Here is a 15,628-nt window from a genome sequence, read left to right on the forward strand (position 1 = left end):
TGGCAATTTTTTATTTACTGAAGCAATCTTTACAACATAGTTTCCCTACAACAAAGTTTGCTTCCTACACTCGCAAGGACGAAATCTCCAAATAGGTTACAGCAACCCGTCATTGCGAAGGCAATTTTTTATTGGCTGAAGCAATCTTTACAACACAGTTTCCAGGCAATAAAGATTAAGATTATACATATTCAAATATTTCTTTATCTTTGAACATACAAAAACGAAATCTGGCAATAGACATTTCGGTGAATTCATAACCTAAACTCCTCTGGTTATTTCATAATTCGTATCGCCGGATTCATTATCTATTAATTTATCCATACATGAATTTTGATTATAACACTACACGCAGCCACCTGATTTTATCAGAATATGGCCGTAATGTACAAAACATGGTGAAGTATATTTGCGAATTACCCACCATTGAAGAACGTAATAAATATGCACAGGCCGTGATCGACCTAATGGGCTTTTTACAACCTCATTTACGTGATGTGGCCGATTTTAAGCACAAACTTTGGGATCACTTACACATCATCTCCGGCTATCAGATTGATGTGGATAGCCCTTATCCAAAGCCTTTAATTGAAAACGCATACGTTAAGCCAGCACATATCGGTTATCCGCAGCAAAGAATTACCTATAAACATTATGGTAAAACGGTTGAAACACTGATTGAAAAAGCCATGCGCGAAGAAAATCCAGAGCAAAAGAAAGCAATGGTACAGGGAATTGCCAACTTTATGAAAATGGCTTATGTTACCTGGAATAAGGACAATGTATCAGACGAAACCATTTTAAAGGATTTGCATGATTTATCGGGGGGACTTTTACGTTTGGAAGAAAATGTAAATTTAGCTAAGGTCGAATTCAGACAACAAAACCCACGTCAGAACAACAACAATAATAACCGCGGTAGAAACAACAATAACAACAACAACAACGGTAAAAACCGTCAGAACAACAATAATAACAACAACCGCAGACCAAACAACAACAATAAACCTAAATATTAATAAATTTTTAATTGTCCTGTTGAACTTGTTGAAATGCAATCTTCGATAAAACAGACGGACATTTACTTAAAAAATATATGAACGCATTTGAAATAACAGGCGGAATTAAATTAAAAGGCGAAATTACTCCCCAAGGCGCCAAAAATGAAGCTTTACAAATTTTATCAGCTGTATTGCTTACAGAAAAAAAGGTAACGATCAGCAACATTCCTGATATTAAAGATGTAAATAAACTGATTGAATTATTGGGTGATCTTGGTGTTATTGTTGAACGCATTGATAAAGACACCTATACTTTTGAAGCCAAAAACATCGATTTAAACTTTTTTGAATCTGAAACTTTTAAAGCTAAAGGTGGTGGCCTACGTGGATCAATTATGATTGTAGGTCCGTTGTTAGCGCGCTTTGGCAGGGCGGCAATACCAAAACCAGGCGGAGATAAAATTGGCCGCAGAAGGTTGGATACACATTTTATTGGTTTCGAAAAGTTAGGCGCTAAATTTGTTTACGATAGCAAAAAAGCGTTTTTTAATGTAGATGCAACCAATTTACAAGGTGCTTATATTTTATTGGATGAAGCATCAGTAACGGGAACAGCTAATATTGTTATGGCTGCTGTGTTGGCAAAAGGTACAACTACTATTTATAATGCCGCCTGCGAGCCTTATTTGCAGCAACTGTGCAAAATGCTTAACCGCATGGGTGCAAAAATTTCGGGGATTGGATCTAATTTATTAACCATTGAAGGCGTAAAAGTTTTAGGTGGTACCGAACATAGAATGTTACCAGATATGATCGAGATCGGATCTTTTATTGGCCTGGCTGCCATGACTGAATCGGAAATTACGATCAAAAATGTTTGCTATGATGAGCTTGGTGTAATTCCTGAAGTTTTTAAAAAACTGGGGATTAAGTTAGAACGCAGGGGTGATGACATTTACGTGCCATCACAAAAACATTATGAAATTGACACCTTTATTGATGGTTCTATTTTAACCATTGCAGATTCGCCATGGCCTGGCTTTACGCCCGACTTATTGAGCATTGTTCTGGTTGTGGCCACACAAGCAAAAGGAAATGTGTTAATCCATCAGAAAATGTTTGAAAGCCGTTTATTCTTTGTGGATAAACTCATTGATATGGGTGCGCAAATTATTCTTTGTGATCCACACCGTGCAACAGTTAACGGTATCGATAAAAAATATAAACTTCGCGGCATCAGCATGACCTCTCCTGATATCAGGGCCGGAGTTTCTTTATTAATTGCTGCATTGTCTGCAGAGGGCAAATCGACCATTTACAATATAGAACAAATTGAACGTGGTTATCAGGATATTGATACGCGTTTACGTGCATTAGGTGCGCAAATTAAGCGTGTAAACGCTGATGCACCAGGCCACTAAATGTTCAAAAACAATAGTAAGATTTAGATAAATCAACTGTCAGAACAATAAAAAATGCCCGGGTAAAAATTTACCCGGGCATTTTTATATTTTTTACTTGCAATAATCGGATTACTAAACTTTTGCATTTGACGAATAGATTGCTTTGTTCTGATGCAATCTAAACCTCCAGCTTGGAATAGTTGTTATTTGCAATTATCCCGAAATGGCGTTAATAATATCATACTGTGTAATAATTTCGATTTTACCAGATTCAGCTTCAACCAAAACAGCTGAATTTTCCTTGTTAATCATTGAAGATATTTTATCAATAGAAGTATTTAAATCAACGAAAGGAAAAGTTGCCGTCATTATCTCAGCAACGGGTGCTGATTTTAAACCCGGGTTTTCCAATAAAGCCGTTAAAATATCACTTTCCGCAATTTTACCAACAATCATGCCCTGCTGGGTAACCGGAATTTGCGATATATTCATCGATTTGATGGTATTAATTGCCTCCAAAACTGTCTTTTGTGCATTAAGAGTAACAATTTCTGTGGTATCCTTTTTAGCTAAAATAGACTTTGCAGTCAGTTTTTCATCCTGTAAAAATCCTCGCTCACGCAACCAGTCTTCATTGTACATTTTCCCCATGTAGCGGCTTCCATGGTCATGAAAAATTACGACAACAACATCTTCAGGCTTTAGCTTCTCTTTTAGTTGAAGCAATCCGGCAATTGCCGCTCCGGCAGAGTTCCCTACAAATATTCCCTCTTTGCGGGCAATATCGCGGGTCATTAAGGCAGCGTCCTTATCGGTTACTTTTTCAAATAAATCGATTACATCAAAATTAACATTGGCGGGTAAAAAATCTTCGCCAATCCCTTCAGTGATGTAAGGATATATTTCATCTTTATCAAAAATCCCTGTTTCTTTATATTTTTTGAAAACCGATCCATAGGTATCAATTCCCCAAATCTGGATATTCGGATTTTGCTCTTTTAAATATTTTCCTGTTCCCGAAATGGTACCACCCGTACCTACCCCAACTACTAAATGGGTAATTTTACCTTCAGTCTGTTTCCATATTTCTGGGCCGGTTTGCTCATAGTGTGCCTGCGAATTCGCCAAGTTATCATATTGATTAGGTTTCCAGGAATTTGGCACTTCACGCTCTAAGCGAGAAGAAACAGAATAATATGAACGTGGATCTTCAGGCTCTACATTGGTTGGGCAAACAATTACCTCTGCACCAAAAGCACGTAAAGCATCAACCTTTTCTTTTGATTGTTTATCTGTTGTAGTAAAAATACATTTATAGCCTTTTATAATGGCAGCCATTGCAAGGCCCATACCGGTATTTCCGGATGTTCCTTCAATAATGGTACCTCCTGGCTTTAATTTTCCACTCTTCTCTGCATCTTCAATCATTTTAACAGCCATACGGTCTTTAATAGAATTACCAGGATTGGTTGTTTCAATTTTAGCTAAGATTGTAGCAGGAATCGATTTCGTTATTGTATTTAATTTTACCAAAGGCGTGTTGCCAATGGTTTCTAAAATATTATTATACCACATGCCACAAAATTAAGCAATGGCATTAAGTATTTTATAAACTAATATTTATTTGAAACATAATTTTGAAAAAATAGAATAAAAAAAATAAAATTTCATAATCTATTATAATGATAGGCATTATAGATTGTTTATTGGGCAAAATCAATTTTTGGGTTATGCAATTTTATAAATTTTGCCTGGTAGCGAAACAATTATACCTTGCATCTCTAAAGTTAAAATCACTATTGCCAGTTTACTTTGCGGTATATTTAATTCAACCGAAAGTTCATCTATTGCGCGTTGCCCTTTCAACAAGGCATCAACAACCTTTTGTTCATTAACGGTTAAGTCGAGCTGTAAAACAGTTTGAGGCTTTTTTTCCACCACCTGATCATCCCAGCCCAGGTAATAGATTAAATCTTTTGCATGGTTAATCAGCCCCGCTCTGTTTGTTTTAATTAAAAAATTACACCCTTCTGAAAATGGATCATTTGTTCGGCCAGGAAAAGCATAAACATCTTTATTATAGGAATTTGCAATTTCTGCAGTAATTAAGGCGCCACCCTTTATTGATGCCTCAACAATAACCGTTACATCTGCTATGCCTGCAATAATGCGGTTTCTTTGAGGAAAATTCTGCCGATCGGGATTGGTGAGTATAGGAAACTCTGTAAGCAAACCACCGTTAAGCACCATATTTTGGGCAATACTTTTATGAATTTTGGGGTATAAACGGTCTAAACCATGTCCTAAAACACCAACCGTAGGTACTTTAGCATTAACACACTCTTTGTGCACGGCAATATCAATACCATAAGCAAGTCCGCTTATAACCAATACATGGTAAGGTTCTAAAATCTCGATCAATTGCTGGCATAAAGCTTTACCATAAGGCGTTGCGTTGCGAGTACCCACAACACTAACAATACGTTGATGGTTTAAATTTGCTTTACCTTTAAAATACAAAAGAATTGGCGAATCAATGCAGTTTTTTAGCCGTTTAGGGTAATTTTCATCCGAAAAAAATAAAACTTCAATGCCATGTTTCTCCACAAATTTAAGCTCTGCCTCTGCCCTTTCCAGTGCATTTGTTCCTAAAATTGCTTCTACAGTTTTTTCTCCTATCCCAGGTATTTGCAGCAATTGCTTTTTGGTTGCCGAAAATACATTTTCGGCACTGCCGCAATAAGCCAGTAAATTTTTAGCTGTAGCCTGACCAACACTTTTTATAAAAGTTAATGCAATTTTGTGGAGCGTACTCATCAATTTTTAAGTTAAGGTAAATAAATGCATGGGATGATTTATTGCCTTAATAACCACTTAAAAATCGATATCGATTAAGCTTTTAAGTGGAATATGGATATTGTTTTTTAACTGGATATATTTTTCTGATACGGCCCAAACTGTAGTATCTACCCGTTTTGGTCCTATTGTGGTATTAAAGGTTATAACAGCTTTGCCTTTAAACTCGTTGCCTAACCTTTCTACTGTTGCTAATTTATCTTTAAATTCTTCTGAATGATCTTCTTTGGCGTTTATAATATTCAAATAACTGATGTGCTCTTTCTCTATTAATTCTACTGGCATGGTGTCTCTTTAACGATTAATGTTAAACAAGCTTATCAAATTTTAATAAGTTATACAACTTTTAAATACTTTAAATTGTAAAATTTATACAACAAAAAAACCCGGACATTTTTTCTATCCGGGCTAATATCTGTTTATGAATAACTTACTTTTTAAGATTAGGCAAACTGGTTTCTACCATACCTTTAAATTCATGATCAGCTAATTCAATACCTGTTAACTGGGCATTTGATACACCTGATTTACTCCCTAACTTGTTGTTATTCTGAATAACGGAAAACTTACTGTTTACACTGTAATAAAGTGCCTGTGCTAATAAGTTTTCATTGGTATCTCCAAAATCTACAGAAAGATCATCAACAACTGTTTTATCAACAGCCATTCCATTAAAATAATCACCAAAATTAACTGAATTTTTGGTTTGAAACTGTGGAATATATAAATCACTTTTATTAATGCGAATGGAGAAAAACCCAACAGGTTTACCATAAGTAGTACTGCCAATTAACTTCACATCCATTACCGGTTTTAAATTATTAATCAACAGCTCGCTGGCTGAAGCTGTATTATTTGTTACCAGAAAATAAACTCTGGCTAAATTATTTACTTCACCGCGTTTTTTAAACAACTCCTGGTTGCCTGCAGCTTGCGTAGGTTTGTAAGAATTATCGAACATAGAATACATTGTACCCTGGTAATAAAACTTTTGGTTTTCTAAAATCGTAGCTTTTCCATCCTGCATTGTTTGATTAAAGTAGGTGGTATACATTACCTTTCCGTTTTGGGCAGGCGGGGCAATCAGATTTGTAAAAGCATTTGCTGTAGCCACCGAACCGCCGCCGTTGTAGCGTAAATCAACAACCAGTTCAGTAATTCCATCTTTGGCAAATGTTTTAAATGCTGCATCTAACTTAGGTAATGCATTTGTTGTAAAGCTGTTAAAAACAATATAACCTATTTTACCTGAACCTACCGTATAGGTTTTGGCAAACAATACCGGATTAATGGCATAGCTTTCACGGGTTATTGTTACATCGAATGCAGTACCGCCCGTAGGCAAAAGTGTTAGGGATACAGAAGGATTTGATCCGAAAATAGCTCCGTTTAAAAAATCAAGATTGCCCTTATCTCTTGAAACATTAGTGCTTCCGTTAACTTTTGTAATCCTGTAGCCTCTTTTTACATTTTGTTTATCCGCCGGAGATCCTGCGTAAACAAACTTTATCCTTAAAACATCATCGTTATCAAAATTAGCAGAAAAACCATAATCGCCACTTACTCCGCTCAGTTGTCCGGCAACAGCACCATCATCGATAAAAGAATATTTATCCTTTTTACCGTTGCTTTGTAAAGCACGGATAGCGGTTACAACATTTTCATTGGAACTGTATTGACGGGGATTAAAATTATCGTAAGAGGGCATGCCAATATTCCAAAAGTAAGTTTGCTTGGCATACAGGAAAATAGAATCCCTTGTCAAAAGGTTTCTATCCGTTGTTGGTGTTTGAAGGTTATTGGTTTCGGGAGTTGCCGGATTATTATCCTCCGGCTGACTGTTATTTTTCTTACATGATGATGCAAAACCCAGAATGACAACTAAAGCGCACAAATAAATCTTTTGTGCAATAGATTTTCTAAACATATTTACCTGTAAATTTCTTGTGACACAATATACGGCAAATTAATTAATTTAGATTGTTGCTCATCTAAATTATTTGCACCAACAATCAATACCTCTTTTTCAGTTAAATTATTGCTACTCAATATGCTTCCAAATATTTGAGATTTCGGTAAATTTAACTCATCGGCAAAGAAAACCGTTAAATACTGTTCTAATCCGTTCCACTCGGTTTGTTTTATTTTATTGAGCTGTTCTTCAGGATTCCCACGGGTTACAATAAAAATTTTCTTTCGCTCTATAACAAGTTCCTGCAAAAACTCCAGCATATTTTTGTACAAAAGGAGTTTTAATGGTAGCCTGGCATTTTGATGAAGTAAATCAAAATTATTGCGATAAGTTTTATCGAGATCAAACTTAGCTGCTGTTTTTTCAAAAACCCCTTCCTCACCTTCATTTTCATAAGCCAAACGCATAAATGATATAATTTCACCTGCATTTTTCTGCTCTGTATATTCTATAAATTGAGCAAAGAGGTAATAAACCTGCAATAAATAATCTTTTGAAGGAAAAAGCACATCATCCAGTTCAAATATGATAATTTTTTTATCCTCTGCATATTGATATCCATCCATATTTAAATCGTAAATAGTTTAAAATTTTTAGTATCGCTATTAAAACCAAATATTCCATTTAAGTCTGACTGTATATTTTCAGGCATAATTTTGTTGGTTGTAAAGATTAGATCGCCATGAATAAAAACGGCTAAATCACCATATTTTACAGCCTCTTTGTTTGTAAAATCATCCAGTTTTTCAAGAGAAGGCAAAAGGACCTGAATGCCATATTCGCCAAATAAAACGGCCGATTTTGCCAAAGGCTCAATTTCATAATCGTGGAGCGGGATAATCGAATCGATAGATTCTGTGATGCAGAAATTTAATAAAATGTGTGCGATACTTTCTTTGTTAAGCGCGCCCAAAGAAGCAAAACCATATTCTTCAGTTAAAATTCCAGGAACATCACCATAATCTGCCAGCAATACAAAATGATTAGGAAAAGCTTTTAATAGTTTTAGTGTTTTGGCATTGTTACCGCCAGTAATCAGTATTTTCAAAGTAAATGGATGAATTTGAATGAGTGAATGAAATTAAATCTTAGCTGTCCGAAGCCTTATACTATACAATTAATCCGTCTTTCATGCTTACCACCCGATCGCTTGTTTTGGCCAGGTGTTCATTGTGGGTCACAATTACGAAAGTTTGCTTAAAATTATCCCTCAAACTTACGAATAACTGATGCAATGCAGCTGCGTTTTCTGAATCAAGATTGCCCGAAGGTTCATCTGCCAATACAATCGAAGGTTTATTAATCAATGCTCTTGCAATCGCCACACGCTGTTGTTCTCCCCCCGAAAGCTGGTTCGGTTTGTGGTCAGCACGATCCTTTAAGCCAAATAAATCTAAAAGTTCATAAGCCCTTGATTCTGCCTGTTTTTTGTTTGCTTTAGCTATAAACGCCGGAATACAAATATTTTCAACCGCACTAAATTCGGGCAAGAGGTGATGAAACTGGAAAACAAAACCTATATTTTGGTTACGGAAATTACTTAGCAAATTACCATTTAATGTACTTATTGTTGTTCCTTTAAGTTCTACAATACCTTCATCAGGTTTATCAAGTGTACCTAATATATGTAATAGCGTACTTTTGCCTGCGCCAGAAGGCCCGATAATACTTACAATCTCTCCTTCTTCTACTTCAAAATTTACCCCTTTCAAAATGGAAAGATCTCCATATGATTTTCGTATTCCTGTGGCTTTTAGCATGGGTCAAATTTACTAAAAAAGCTTAAAGGTGAAAGACTAAAGCTCAGAAGCCGGAAAGCGAATTAAAGCTTGAAAACCAAAAGTAAAACATTGAAAAAACCTATTTTTCGAATCCAGTCCTGAGACGCTTGATTAACCTCAGTTAGAATAAGTTTTCACTGTTGTTATGCGGAATTTATTTCGGATTCTTTCTGAAAAAAATGGGAATGAAAATACATTCAAGCAAAGACTAAAAGCATAAGCATAGTAGATTATTAACAAAATAATTTGCAAATATCATTTTGTTATTTAACTTTGAAAAACAAAGTACTTTTAAAATGAGCAATACAGAGGAACAATTGAATGCGTTAAAAGACATCAGACAAATGATGGACCGCTCATCCCGTTTTATATCCTTAAGTGGTTTATCTGGTGTTTTTGCCGGGGTTATTGCGCTTATTGGCGCCTATTTCGCTAATGATGAGATAGATAAATTTATAAATAAACGCGGTTATGCTTATGGTGTAGGTGGCGAAATAGATTTAGAATTTAACCTGGTTAAACTGGGTTTAATTGTTTTAATTGTTGCCCTGGCAGGTGGTATTTTATTTACTTACCGAAAAAGCCAGAGAAACAATCTACCCATTTGGGATAAAACCTCCAAAGCACTTCTTTTCAATCTGGCCATTCCTTTAGTAACCGGTGGCTTGTTTATTATCGCTTTGCTAATTAACCACCCCAACACTTATAGCATTATAGCACCTTCTTGCTTAATATTTTATGGTTTGGCATTAATTAATGCCAGCAAATACACCTACAGTGATATTCGTTATTTAGGATTGTGTGAAGTAATATTAGGCCTGATCTGCATATTTTACATTGGCTATGGCTTAATTTTCTGGGCCATTGGTTTTGGTATTCTACACATTGTATATGGACTTTTAATGTATTTCAAATACGAAAGAAGCAAGTAAGATGAAGAATCCGATAGCAGATTTAAATAAGATATTTGATAGCAGAATCAGGTTGGGCGTAATGTCTATGTTAATTGTGAACAACGATATTTCATTTAACGATTTAAAACAAATGCTTGAATTAACTGATGGAAATTTAGCCTCTCACCTGAACACGCTTGAACAGGCTGAATTTATTAAGGTGCATAAAGGTTTTATCGGGCGAAAAACCAGTACCACCTATTCTATTACCGAATTAGGCAAACAGGCTTTTAAATTACATTTAGATGCCCTTGAAAAAATGATTAAAAAATTATAGAATATTTTTTTTAACTATTCACTTTGAAATTCAAAGCACTTTTAAAATGAAAAATACAAACGAACCCATTATGATTTACCTGTGCAAACAGGTCGCAGTTTATTCTACAGCAATAGGTACTTTGATTCTGATCTGCTTTTTAATTAGCCAGGCTCAAGGATTAATAGCTTTAGGTCTGACATACATATTTTTTGCTTTCCTTCTTAATTCAACTTTCCTTTTAATACTCCTGTTCGAATGTTTCAGAAACAAAGAATATTGGCGAAAGATTGTTGCAACTATGCTTTTTATGCTTTGCAACGTTCCTTTAAGCATTTTCTACTGCTGGCTGGCACTTTGTGTAAACCCTACAATTTAAATCCACTTATAACCATGAAAACCAAATCCAATTACCTGCTCCTATCTGCTTTTTTAGGTGGCATTTTATTTAATTATTTATTCTGGACAGAAAGATTAGCCCTTAATCTTTTAATCTACAGTGTTTTTATTTTAACCATAACTTACTTTAATAAAGAGGTAAATAAAGGCATCAAATTTAAAATTTATGGTCTGGCTCATTTCATTGCTGCCTTGCTGGTTGTTATCAATAATTCTGCTTTAACCTTAGTTACTTACTACATCAGCCTGCTCCTCTTTGTCGGTTTTAGCCATTATCCAACCATCAGAACAGTTTTTACAGGCATCTTAGCAGCGGTAATTCAAATTATTACCATTCCTTTCGGCTTTATAAATAAATTATCTTTTGTTCAGATAGGTCGTTTCAAGCTAATGCTTTTATTAAGGCCGCTTAAATATATTATTCTTCCAATCCTTATCCTTGTGGTTTTTGCCGGCATATATAGCGCAGCCAATGATGTATTTGCAAATTACCTGGGCATCTTTTTAACCAATATCTCCAACTTCATCTATAATACTTTCAGTTTTATTTTCAAAGATATTAGCTTACCCCGCCTACTTCACATCCTTTTAGGCATTATTTTAACCGGCGGCCTACTTATTACTTTTTATAGCAAAGGCCTGGAAAATGTCGAAGGCAAATGCACAGAACAACTGCTGAGAATCAGGAAGCATTTACAAAAACCAGGCGTATGGCGAGAGCTGATTCAAATTTTCAGCGGAAACATAACAACACGTAAAACAGCATTAAAAACCGAATACATTATTGGAGTTATTTCTTTTGTGGGACTTAACCTCCTGCTATTATGTGTAAACGCCATTGATATGACGACACTTTGGTTTGGCTATAAACCATCCGGTAATTTTTCATCTGATTTGCACCAGGGTACAAACGCCTTAATTTTTAGCATTGTTATGGCGATGGCTGTAATCTTGTATTTTTTCAGGGGCAACCTTAATTTCTACAGCAAAAGCAAATCGTTAAAAATATTAGCTTATGCCTGGATGGTTCAAAACATGATTCTTATTATTTCAGTTTTTATTCGCGATGGTTATTACATCGAATACCACGGTTTAACACACAAAAGAATTGGTGTGCTGGTATTTGCAATTCTATGTATTATTGGCTTGACTACCGTTTATTTAAAAGTTGCGAAACAAAAAACGTTATTCTACCTGTTTAAAGTAAATGGCAACATTTGGTTTATATTATTGTTGGCCTTTAGTACCATAAACTGGGATGTTTTTATAGTGAAATATAACTTTTCACACGCGGATCGTATTGCGATTGATCAGGATTACATGCTTTCCCTTTCAGAAAAAACACTTCCCACTCTGGATCAGAATCGCAAAAGCCTGACTGCCCATGTTAGTAACAACCGAAGCCAGCAGGAAGTTATTATAACTACGCCCGAAAATCAGTTGCAAGAAATATTAGATAACCGAATTGAATATTTTAAAGAACGTTATAAAAAAACAGGCTGGTTATCGTGGAATTTGCAGGATTGGAATACAGCCGAGTATTTTGGGTTGAATAAAAAATAAACATGGGATTGTCAACGTATTTCAAAATTAACCACTCGCCTCTCCCTTCTTGCTGGATTTTAATTTCTCCCGGTGCTTATGGCATCGGGCGGCAAGCTCCTATTACTATAATTACTTAAAATATTAAAATTATGGAAAATCAAAAAAACGTAAATCATTCTAAACATAGAGTTACAATCATTTTAGTTGTAATTGCAACAATTTTAAGCATACCGCTAATTGCGATGTTTTTTACAAACGAAGTAAACTGGACATTGATAGATTTTATCTCAGCGGGCATATTACTATTAAGCGCAAGCTTAGCTATAGAGCTTGTAATTAGATATGCAAAAACGCCAACTTTAAGAACTGTGTTATTGGTTATCATCTTACTTACACTATTTCTGGTTTGGACAGAACTCGCCGTTGGCATTTTCGGAACACCACTTTCAGGAAGTTAATTAAATTTAAGTCGAGTGCAATTCTGTTTATTTATGATTAACAAATTAAAAAGATGCGCCTGAAGCTGGATCGAAATTCCGGATTAACACAAAACATTCATTTTCTGAAAAAATCGGCAATTGCTATTTGTTTAAAGGCTTTAGAATTGTAGCTTTGGGCAAATTTTGTAGCAAATGAATATTCACGAATACCAGGGTAAACAAATATTAAAAAGTTTCGGTGTTAACGTTCAAGAAGGAATAGTTGCCGATACTCCTGAGCAAGCTGTTGAGGCTGCTAAGCAACTGAAAATTGATTACAATTCTGATTGGGTTGTAATTAAAGCGCAAATCCACGCTGGTGGTCGCGGTAAAGGTGGTGGTGTTAAATTAGCCAAAAACCTTGAAGAAGTTAAACAACGTGCTACCGATATTATTGGTATGCAATTGGTTACTCCTCAAACCGGTCCGGAAGGTAAATTGGTGAGCAAAATTTTAGTTGCTCAGGATGTTTATTATCCAGGTGCTTCTGAAACTAAAGAATTCTACATCTCTGTATTGTTAGACCGTGCAAAGGGCCGTAACATCATTATGTACAGTACTGAAGGTGGTATGGATATTGAAGAAGTTGCTGAACATACGCCACACTTAATTTTTAAAGAAGAAATTGATCCTAAGGTTGGCTTACAAGGCTTCCAGGCACGCAAAATTGCCTTTAACCTGGGTGTTAGCGGAGCTGCACATAAAGAAATGGTTAAATTTGTAACTGCTTTATACAAAGCTTACGAAGCTACAGATTCTTCAATGTTCGAAATCAATCCGGTGTTAAAAACATCTGACGATAAAGTAATTGCAGTTGATGCCAAAGTTAATTTGGATGAAAATGCATTATTCCGTCACCCTGATTATGCAGCAATGCGCGATGTGACTGAAGAAGATCCAATGGAAGTTGAAGCAAGTGCTTCTAACCTAAACTTCGTTAACCTTGATGGTAACGTAGGTTGTATGGTTAACGGTGCGGGTTTAGCAATGGCTACCATGGATATCATTAAATTAGCTGGTGGCGAACCTGCTAACTTCCTTGATGTAGGTGGAACTGCAAATGCACAAACGGTTAAAGCAGCTTTCAACATTATTTTAAAAGATCAAAATGTTAAAGCAATTTTAATCAACATTTTTGGTGGTATTGTTCGTTGCGATCGTGTAGCCCAAGGTGTTATCGATGCTTACAAAGAAATCGGAAATATCCCTGTGCCGATTATTTGCCGTTTACAAGGTACAAATGCCGAAGAAGCTAAAAAATTAATTGATGAGTCTGGATTACAGGTTTACTCTGCAATTGCTTTAAAAGAAGCTGCTGATTTAGTAACTAAAGTATTGGCTGAACAAGCATAGTCTTACAAGCTTAACAATATTATATTTTAAAACCTTTCAGTGCAAACTGGAAGGTTTTTTTTATTAAACAAGTCCTTTCTAATTTGATTATTTGTCATTGATGGTAATTTCTTCTGACAGAATTTAAAATTACACTGAATTCATTACTTAGATTTTTCGCTTAGCCCACGCCTCTGCCTTCCTTCCAATCTTTTTAAAACATTCTCATACTAAAGCATGAAGATCTACTTCATCCGCTCACAGATGCTTCGTGCCTCAGCGTGACAGAAAAATTATGACATGTTCTTATTTTTAAGACTTCTATTACTTCTAAATTCTTAAAAATAAGACACACTGTCTACTTACATTAATGACAAAAATATTATTAACCAAAAACGTTCAATTATTTAAGCCACTGTTTTTTAATTTAGAGATTAGAATTTTCATAAAAGTCATAATTTTCTAATTATTATCTTTTATACTGAAAACATATTTTATTATAAATCGAAATATATTTATTGATAAATAATAAATAATAAACGATAAACAGATAATATGATTAAGATCACTTAAATTATGACAAAAAAGTATTTGGAATGATTTTTGTTGTAAGTAAAACTGTAAAAAAAGTATGCAAACGGTAACATTTTCAGCATTTTATCCTTTCGGATTGCTATACAATTTCGTAACTTTGCAAACTCAATAATTAAAGAGCACACAAAAAGCATAAATGAGACAACTCAAAATAACGCAATCTATCACCAATCGCGAAAGTCAGTCTTTAGACAAATATTTGCATGAAATTGGAAAGGTAGATTTAATAACAGCAGAAGAAGAAGTAATTTTAGCAAGAAAGATTCGTGAAGGTGATCAGGCAGCATTAGAGCGTCTTACCAAAACAAATTTACGTTTCGTGGTTTCTGTTGCAAAACAATATCAAAATCAAGGTTTAACTTTAGGAGATTTAATTAATGAAGGAAACTTAGGTTTAATCAAAGCTGCAAAGCGTTTTGATGAAACTAAAGGTTTTAAATTCATTTCTTATGCTGTTTGGTGGATCCGTCAATCTATTTTGCAAGCAATTGCTGAGCAAAGCCGTATTGTACGTTTGCCTTTAAACCAGGTAGGTTCGTTAAGCAAAATCAGTAAAGCTTTCTCTAAATTAGAGCAGGAATATGAGCGCGAGCCTTCTCCTGAAGAATTGGCAGATATTTTAGAAACTACTGTTGATAAAATCTCTGACACTTTAAGCAATTCTGGCCGTCACGTATCCATGGATGCTCCATTTGTTCAGGGTGAAGAAAATACATTATTAGATGTATTGGAAAATCATGAGCCGAACACGGATAGTTCTTTAATTAACGAATCTTTATCAGAAGAAATTAAACGTTCTTTATCTACTTTAACAGAAAGAGAAAGAGAAATCATCGTTTTATTCTTTGGCTTAGGTTCTAACCACCCATTATCATTAGAAGAAATAGGTGAGAAATTTAATCTTACACGTGAGCGTGTGAGACAAATTAAAGACAAAGCTTTACAACGCTTACGTCATACATCAAGAAGCAAAATCTTAAAATCTTATTTAGGATAACCAGAATAATATAATTTTAGAAATAAAATAGAAAAAGATCGGCATACCGCCGATCTTTTT

At 35.0% G+C, this 15,628-nt stretch carries 15 protein-coding genes; 8 read left to right on the forward strand and 7 right to left on the reverse strand.

Annotation, left to right across the window (positions count from 1 at the left end; genetic code table 11):
• Positions 1–326 precede the first annotated feature (326 nt).
• Both R2Q77_RS10105 and murA read left to right on the forward strand, forming a co-directional pair.
• Positions 327–1,019 carry a DUF4290 domain-containing protein gene (locus R2Q77_RS10105; protein ID WP_316803614.1) on the forward strand — a complete coding sequence of 231 codons (693 nt, stop codon included), beginning with the start codon at positions 327–329 and terminating at the stop codon, positions 1,017–1,019.
• Between the two features lie 77 nt (positions 1,020–1,096).
• The gene (murA, locus tag R2Q77_RS10110; protein ID WP_316803615.1) at positions 1,097–2,422 is read left to right on the forward strand and encodes a UDP-N-acetylglucosamine 1-carboxyvinyltransferase; all 1,326 of its coding nucleotides are present in this window, start codon (positions 1,097–1,099) and stop codon (positions 2,420–2,422) included.
• 195 nt (positions 2,423–2,617) lie between these two features.
• Here the strand turns inward: murA and R2Q77_RS10115 are convergent, their stop codons facing one another.
• The 7 genes from R2Q77_RS10115 to R2Q77_RS10145 form a co-directional block, all read right to left on the reverse strand.
• A complete protein-coding gene (locus tag R2Q77_RS10115) occupies positions 2,618–3,979 on the reverse strand; it encodes a pyridoxal-phosphate dependent enzyme (RefSeq protein ID WP_316803616.1) in 1,362 nt (453 codons plus the stop codon).
• 153 nt (positions 3,980–4,132) lie between these two features.
• The gene (dprA, locus tag R2Q77_RS10120; RefSeq protein WP_316803617.1) at positions 4,133–5,221 is read right to left on the reverse strand and encodes a DNA-processing protein DprA; all 1,089 of its coding nucleotides are present in this window, start codon (positions 5,219–5,221) and stop codon (positions 4,133–4,135) included.
• 57 nt (positions 5,222–5,278) lie between these two features.
• Positions 5,279–5,545, reverse strand: coding sequence for a hypothetical protein (locus tag R2Q77_RS10125; protein ID WP_316803618.1), 267 nt, complete (start codon positions 5,543–5,545; stop codon positions 5,279–5,281).
• A gap of 145 nt (positions 5,546–5,690) precedes the next feature.
• Positions 5,691–7,187 (reverse strand): S41 family peptidase, encoded by a 1,497-nt coding sequence (locus R2Q77_RS10130; protein ID WP_316803619.1) that lies wholly within the window; start codon positions 7,185–7,187, stop codon positions 5,691–5,693.
• 2 nt (positions 7,188–7,189) lie between these two features.
• Entirely contained in the window at positions 7,190–7,798 is a 609-nt protein-coding gene (locus R2Q77_RS10135) for an HAD family hydrolase (RefSeq protein WP_316803620.1), read from the reverse strand.
• Between the two features lie 2 nt (positions 7,799–7,800).
• Positions 7,801–8,280: a hypothetical protein gene (locus tag R2Q77_RS10140; RefSeq protein WP_316803621.1), complete on the reverse strand. Its 480-nt coding sequence runs from the start codon at positions 8,278–8,280 to the stop codon at positions 7,801–7,803.
• A gap of 61 nt (positions 8,281–8,341) precedes the next feature.
• Positions 8,342–8,992, reverse strand: a complete 651-nt coding sequence (locus R2Q77_RS10145; protein ID WP_316803622.1) for an ABC transporter ATP-binding protein — start codon at positions 8,990–8,992, stop codon at positions 8,342–8,344.
• Positions 8,993–9,309: 317 nt separating this feature from the next.
• On the opposite strand from R2Q77_RS10145, the gene R2Q77_RS10150 reads away from it, so the two are divergent.
• The 6 genes from R2Q77_RS10150 to R2Q77_RS10175 all read left to right on the forward strand — a co-directional run bounded on the left by R2Q77_RS10150 (position 9,310) and on the right by R2Q77_RS10175 (position 15,568).
• Positions 9,310–9,945, forward strand: coding sequence for a hypothetical protein (locus R2Q77_RS10150; protein WP_316803623.1), 636 nt, complete (start codon positions 9,310–9,312; stop codon positions 9,943–9,945).
• Between the two features lies 1 nt (position 9,946).
• Positions 9,947–10,243 carry a transcriptional regulator gene (locus R2Q77_RS10155; protein WP_316803624.1) on the forward strand — a complete coding sequence of 99 codons (297 nt, stop codon included), beginning with the start codon at positions 9,947–9,949 and terminating at the stop codon, positions 10,241–10,243.
• Between the two features lie 372 nt (positions 10,244–10,615).
• A complete protein-coding gene (locus R2Q77_RS10160) occupies positions 10,616–12,184 on the forward strand; it encodes a DUF4173 domain-containing protein (protein ID WP_316803625.1) in 1,569 nt (522 codons plus the stop codon).
• A gap of 131 nt (positions 12,185–12,315) precedes the next feature.
• Complete coding sequence (locus R2Q77_RS10165; RefSeq protein ID WP_316803626.1) at positions 12,316–12,624, forward strand: hypothetical protein; 309 nt, start codon at positions 12,316–12,318, stop codon at positions 12,622–12,624.
• Between the two features lie 174 nt (positions 12,625–12,798).
• The gene (gene sucC / locus R2Q77_RS10170) at positions 12,799–13,998 is read left to right on the forward strand and encodes an ADP-forming succinate--CoA ligase subunit beta (protein WP_316803627.1); all 1,200 of its coding nucleotides are present in this window, start codon (positions 12,799–12,801) and stop codon (positions 13,996–13,998) included.
• A gap of 709 nt (positions 13,999–14,707) precedes the next feature.
• Positions 14,708–15,568, forward strand: coding sequence for an RNA polymerase sigma factor RpoD/SigA (locus tag R2Q77_RS10175; RefSeq protein WP_010601359.1), 861 nt, complete (start codon positions 14,708–14,710; stop codon positions 15,566–15,568).
• Positions 15,569–15,628: the final 60 nt, after the last annotated feature.

This window comes from Pedobacter nototheniae (genome assembly GCF_032678625.1).
In the GTDB taxonomy this organism is placed as follows: domain Bacteria; phylum Bacteroidota; class Bacteroidia; order Sphingobacteriales; family Sphingobacteriaceae; genus Pedobacter; species Pedobacter nototheniae_A.

Bases quoted from the DNA above. Each gene is read 5' to 3' on its own strand.
- dprA (WP_316803617.1), bottom strand. From the start codon at position 5,221: ATGAGTACGCTCCACAAAATTGCATTAACTTTTATAAAAAGTGTTGGT.
- R2Q77_RS10105 (WP_316803614.1), top strand. From the start codon at position 327: ATGAATTTTGATTATAACACTACACGCAGCCACCTGATTTTATCAGAA.
- R2Q77_RS10175 (WP_010601359.1), top strand. From the start codon at position 14,708: ATGAGACAACTCAAAATAACGCAATCTATCACCAATCGCGAAAGTCAG.
- sucC (WP_316803627.1), top strand. From the start codon at position 12,799: ATGAATATTCACGAATACCAGGGTAAACAAATATTAAAAAGTTTCGGT.
- murA (WP_316803615.1), top strand. From the start codon at position 1,097: ATGAACGCATTTGAAATAACAGGCGGAATTAAATTAAAAGGCGAAATT.
- R2Q77_RS10130 (WP_316803619.1), bottom strand. From the start codon at position 7,187: ATGTTTAGAAAATCTATTGCACAAAAGATTTATTTGTGCGCTTTAGTT.
- R2Q77_RS10125 (WP_316803618.1), bottom strand. From the start codon at position 5,545: ATGCCAGTAGAATTAATAGAGAAAGAGCACATCAGTTATTTGAATATT.
- R2Q77_RS10150 (WP_316803623.1), top strand. From the start codon at position 9,310: ATGAGCAATACAGAGGAACAATTGAATGCGTTAAAAGACATCAGACAA.
- R2Q77_RS10145 (WP_316803622.1), bottom strand. From the start codon at position 8,992: ATGCTAAAAGCCACAGGAATACGAAAATCATATGGAGATCTTTCCATT.
- R2Q77_RS10160 (WP_316803625.1), top strand. From the start codon at position 10,616: ATGAAAACCAAATCCAATTACCTGCTCCTATCTGCTTTTTTAGGTGGC.
- R2Q77_RS10115 (WP_316803616.1), bottom strand. From the start codon at position 3,979: ATGTGGTATAATAATATTTTAGAAACCATTGGCAACACGCCTTTGGTA.
- R2Q77_RS10155 (WP_316803624.1), top strand. From the start codon at position 9,947: ATGAAGAATCCGATAGCAGATTTAAATAAGATATTTGATAGCAGAATC.
- R2Q77_RS10135 (WP_316803620.1), bottom strand. From the start codon at position 7,798: ATGGATGGATATCAATATGCAGAGGATAAAAAAATTATCATATTTGAA.
- R2Q77_RS10165 (WP_316803626.1), top strand. From the start codon at position 12,316: ATGGAAAATCAAAAAAACGTAAATCATTCTAAACATAGAGTTACAATC.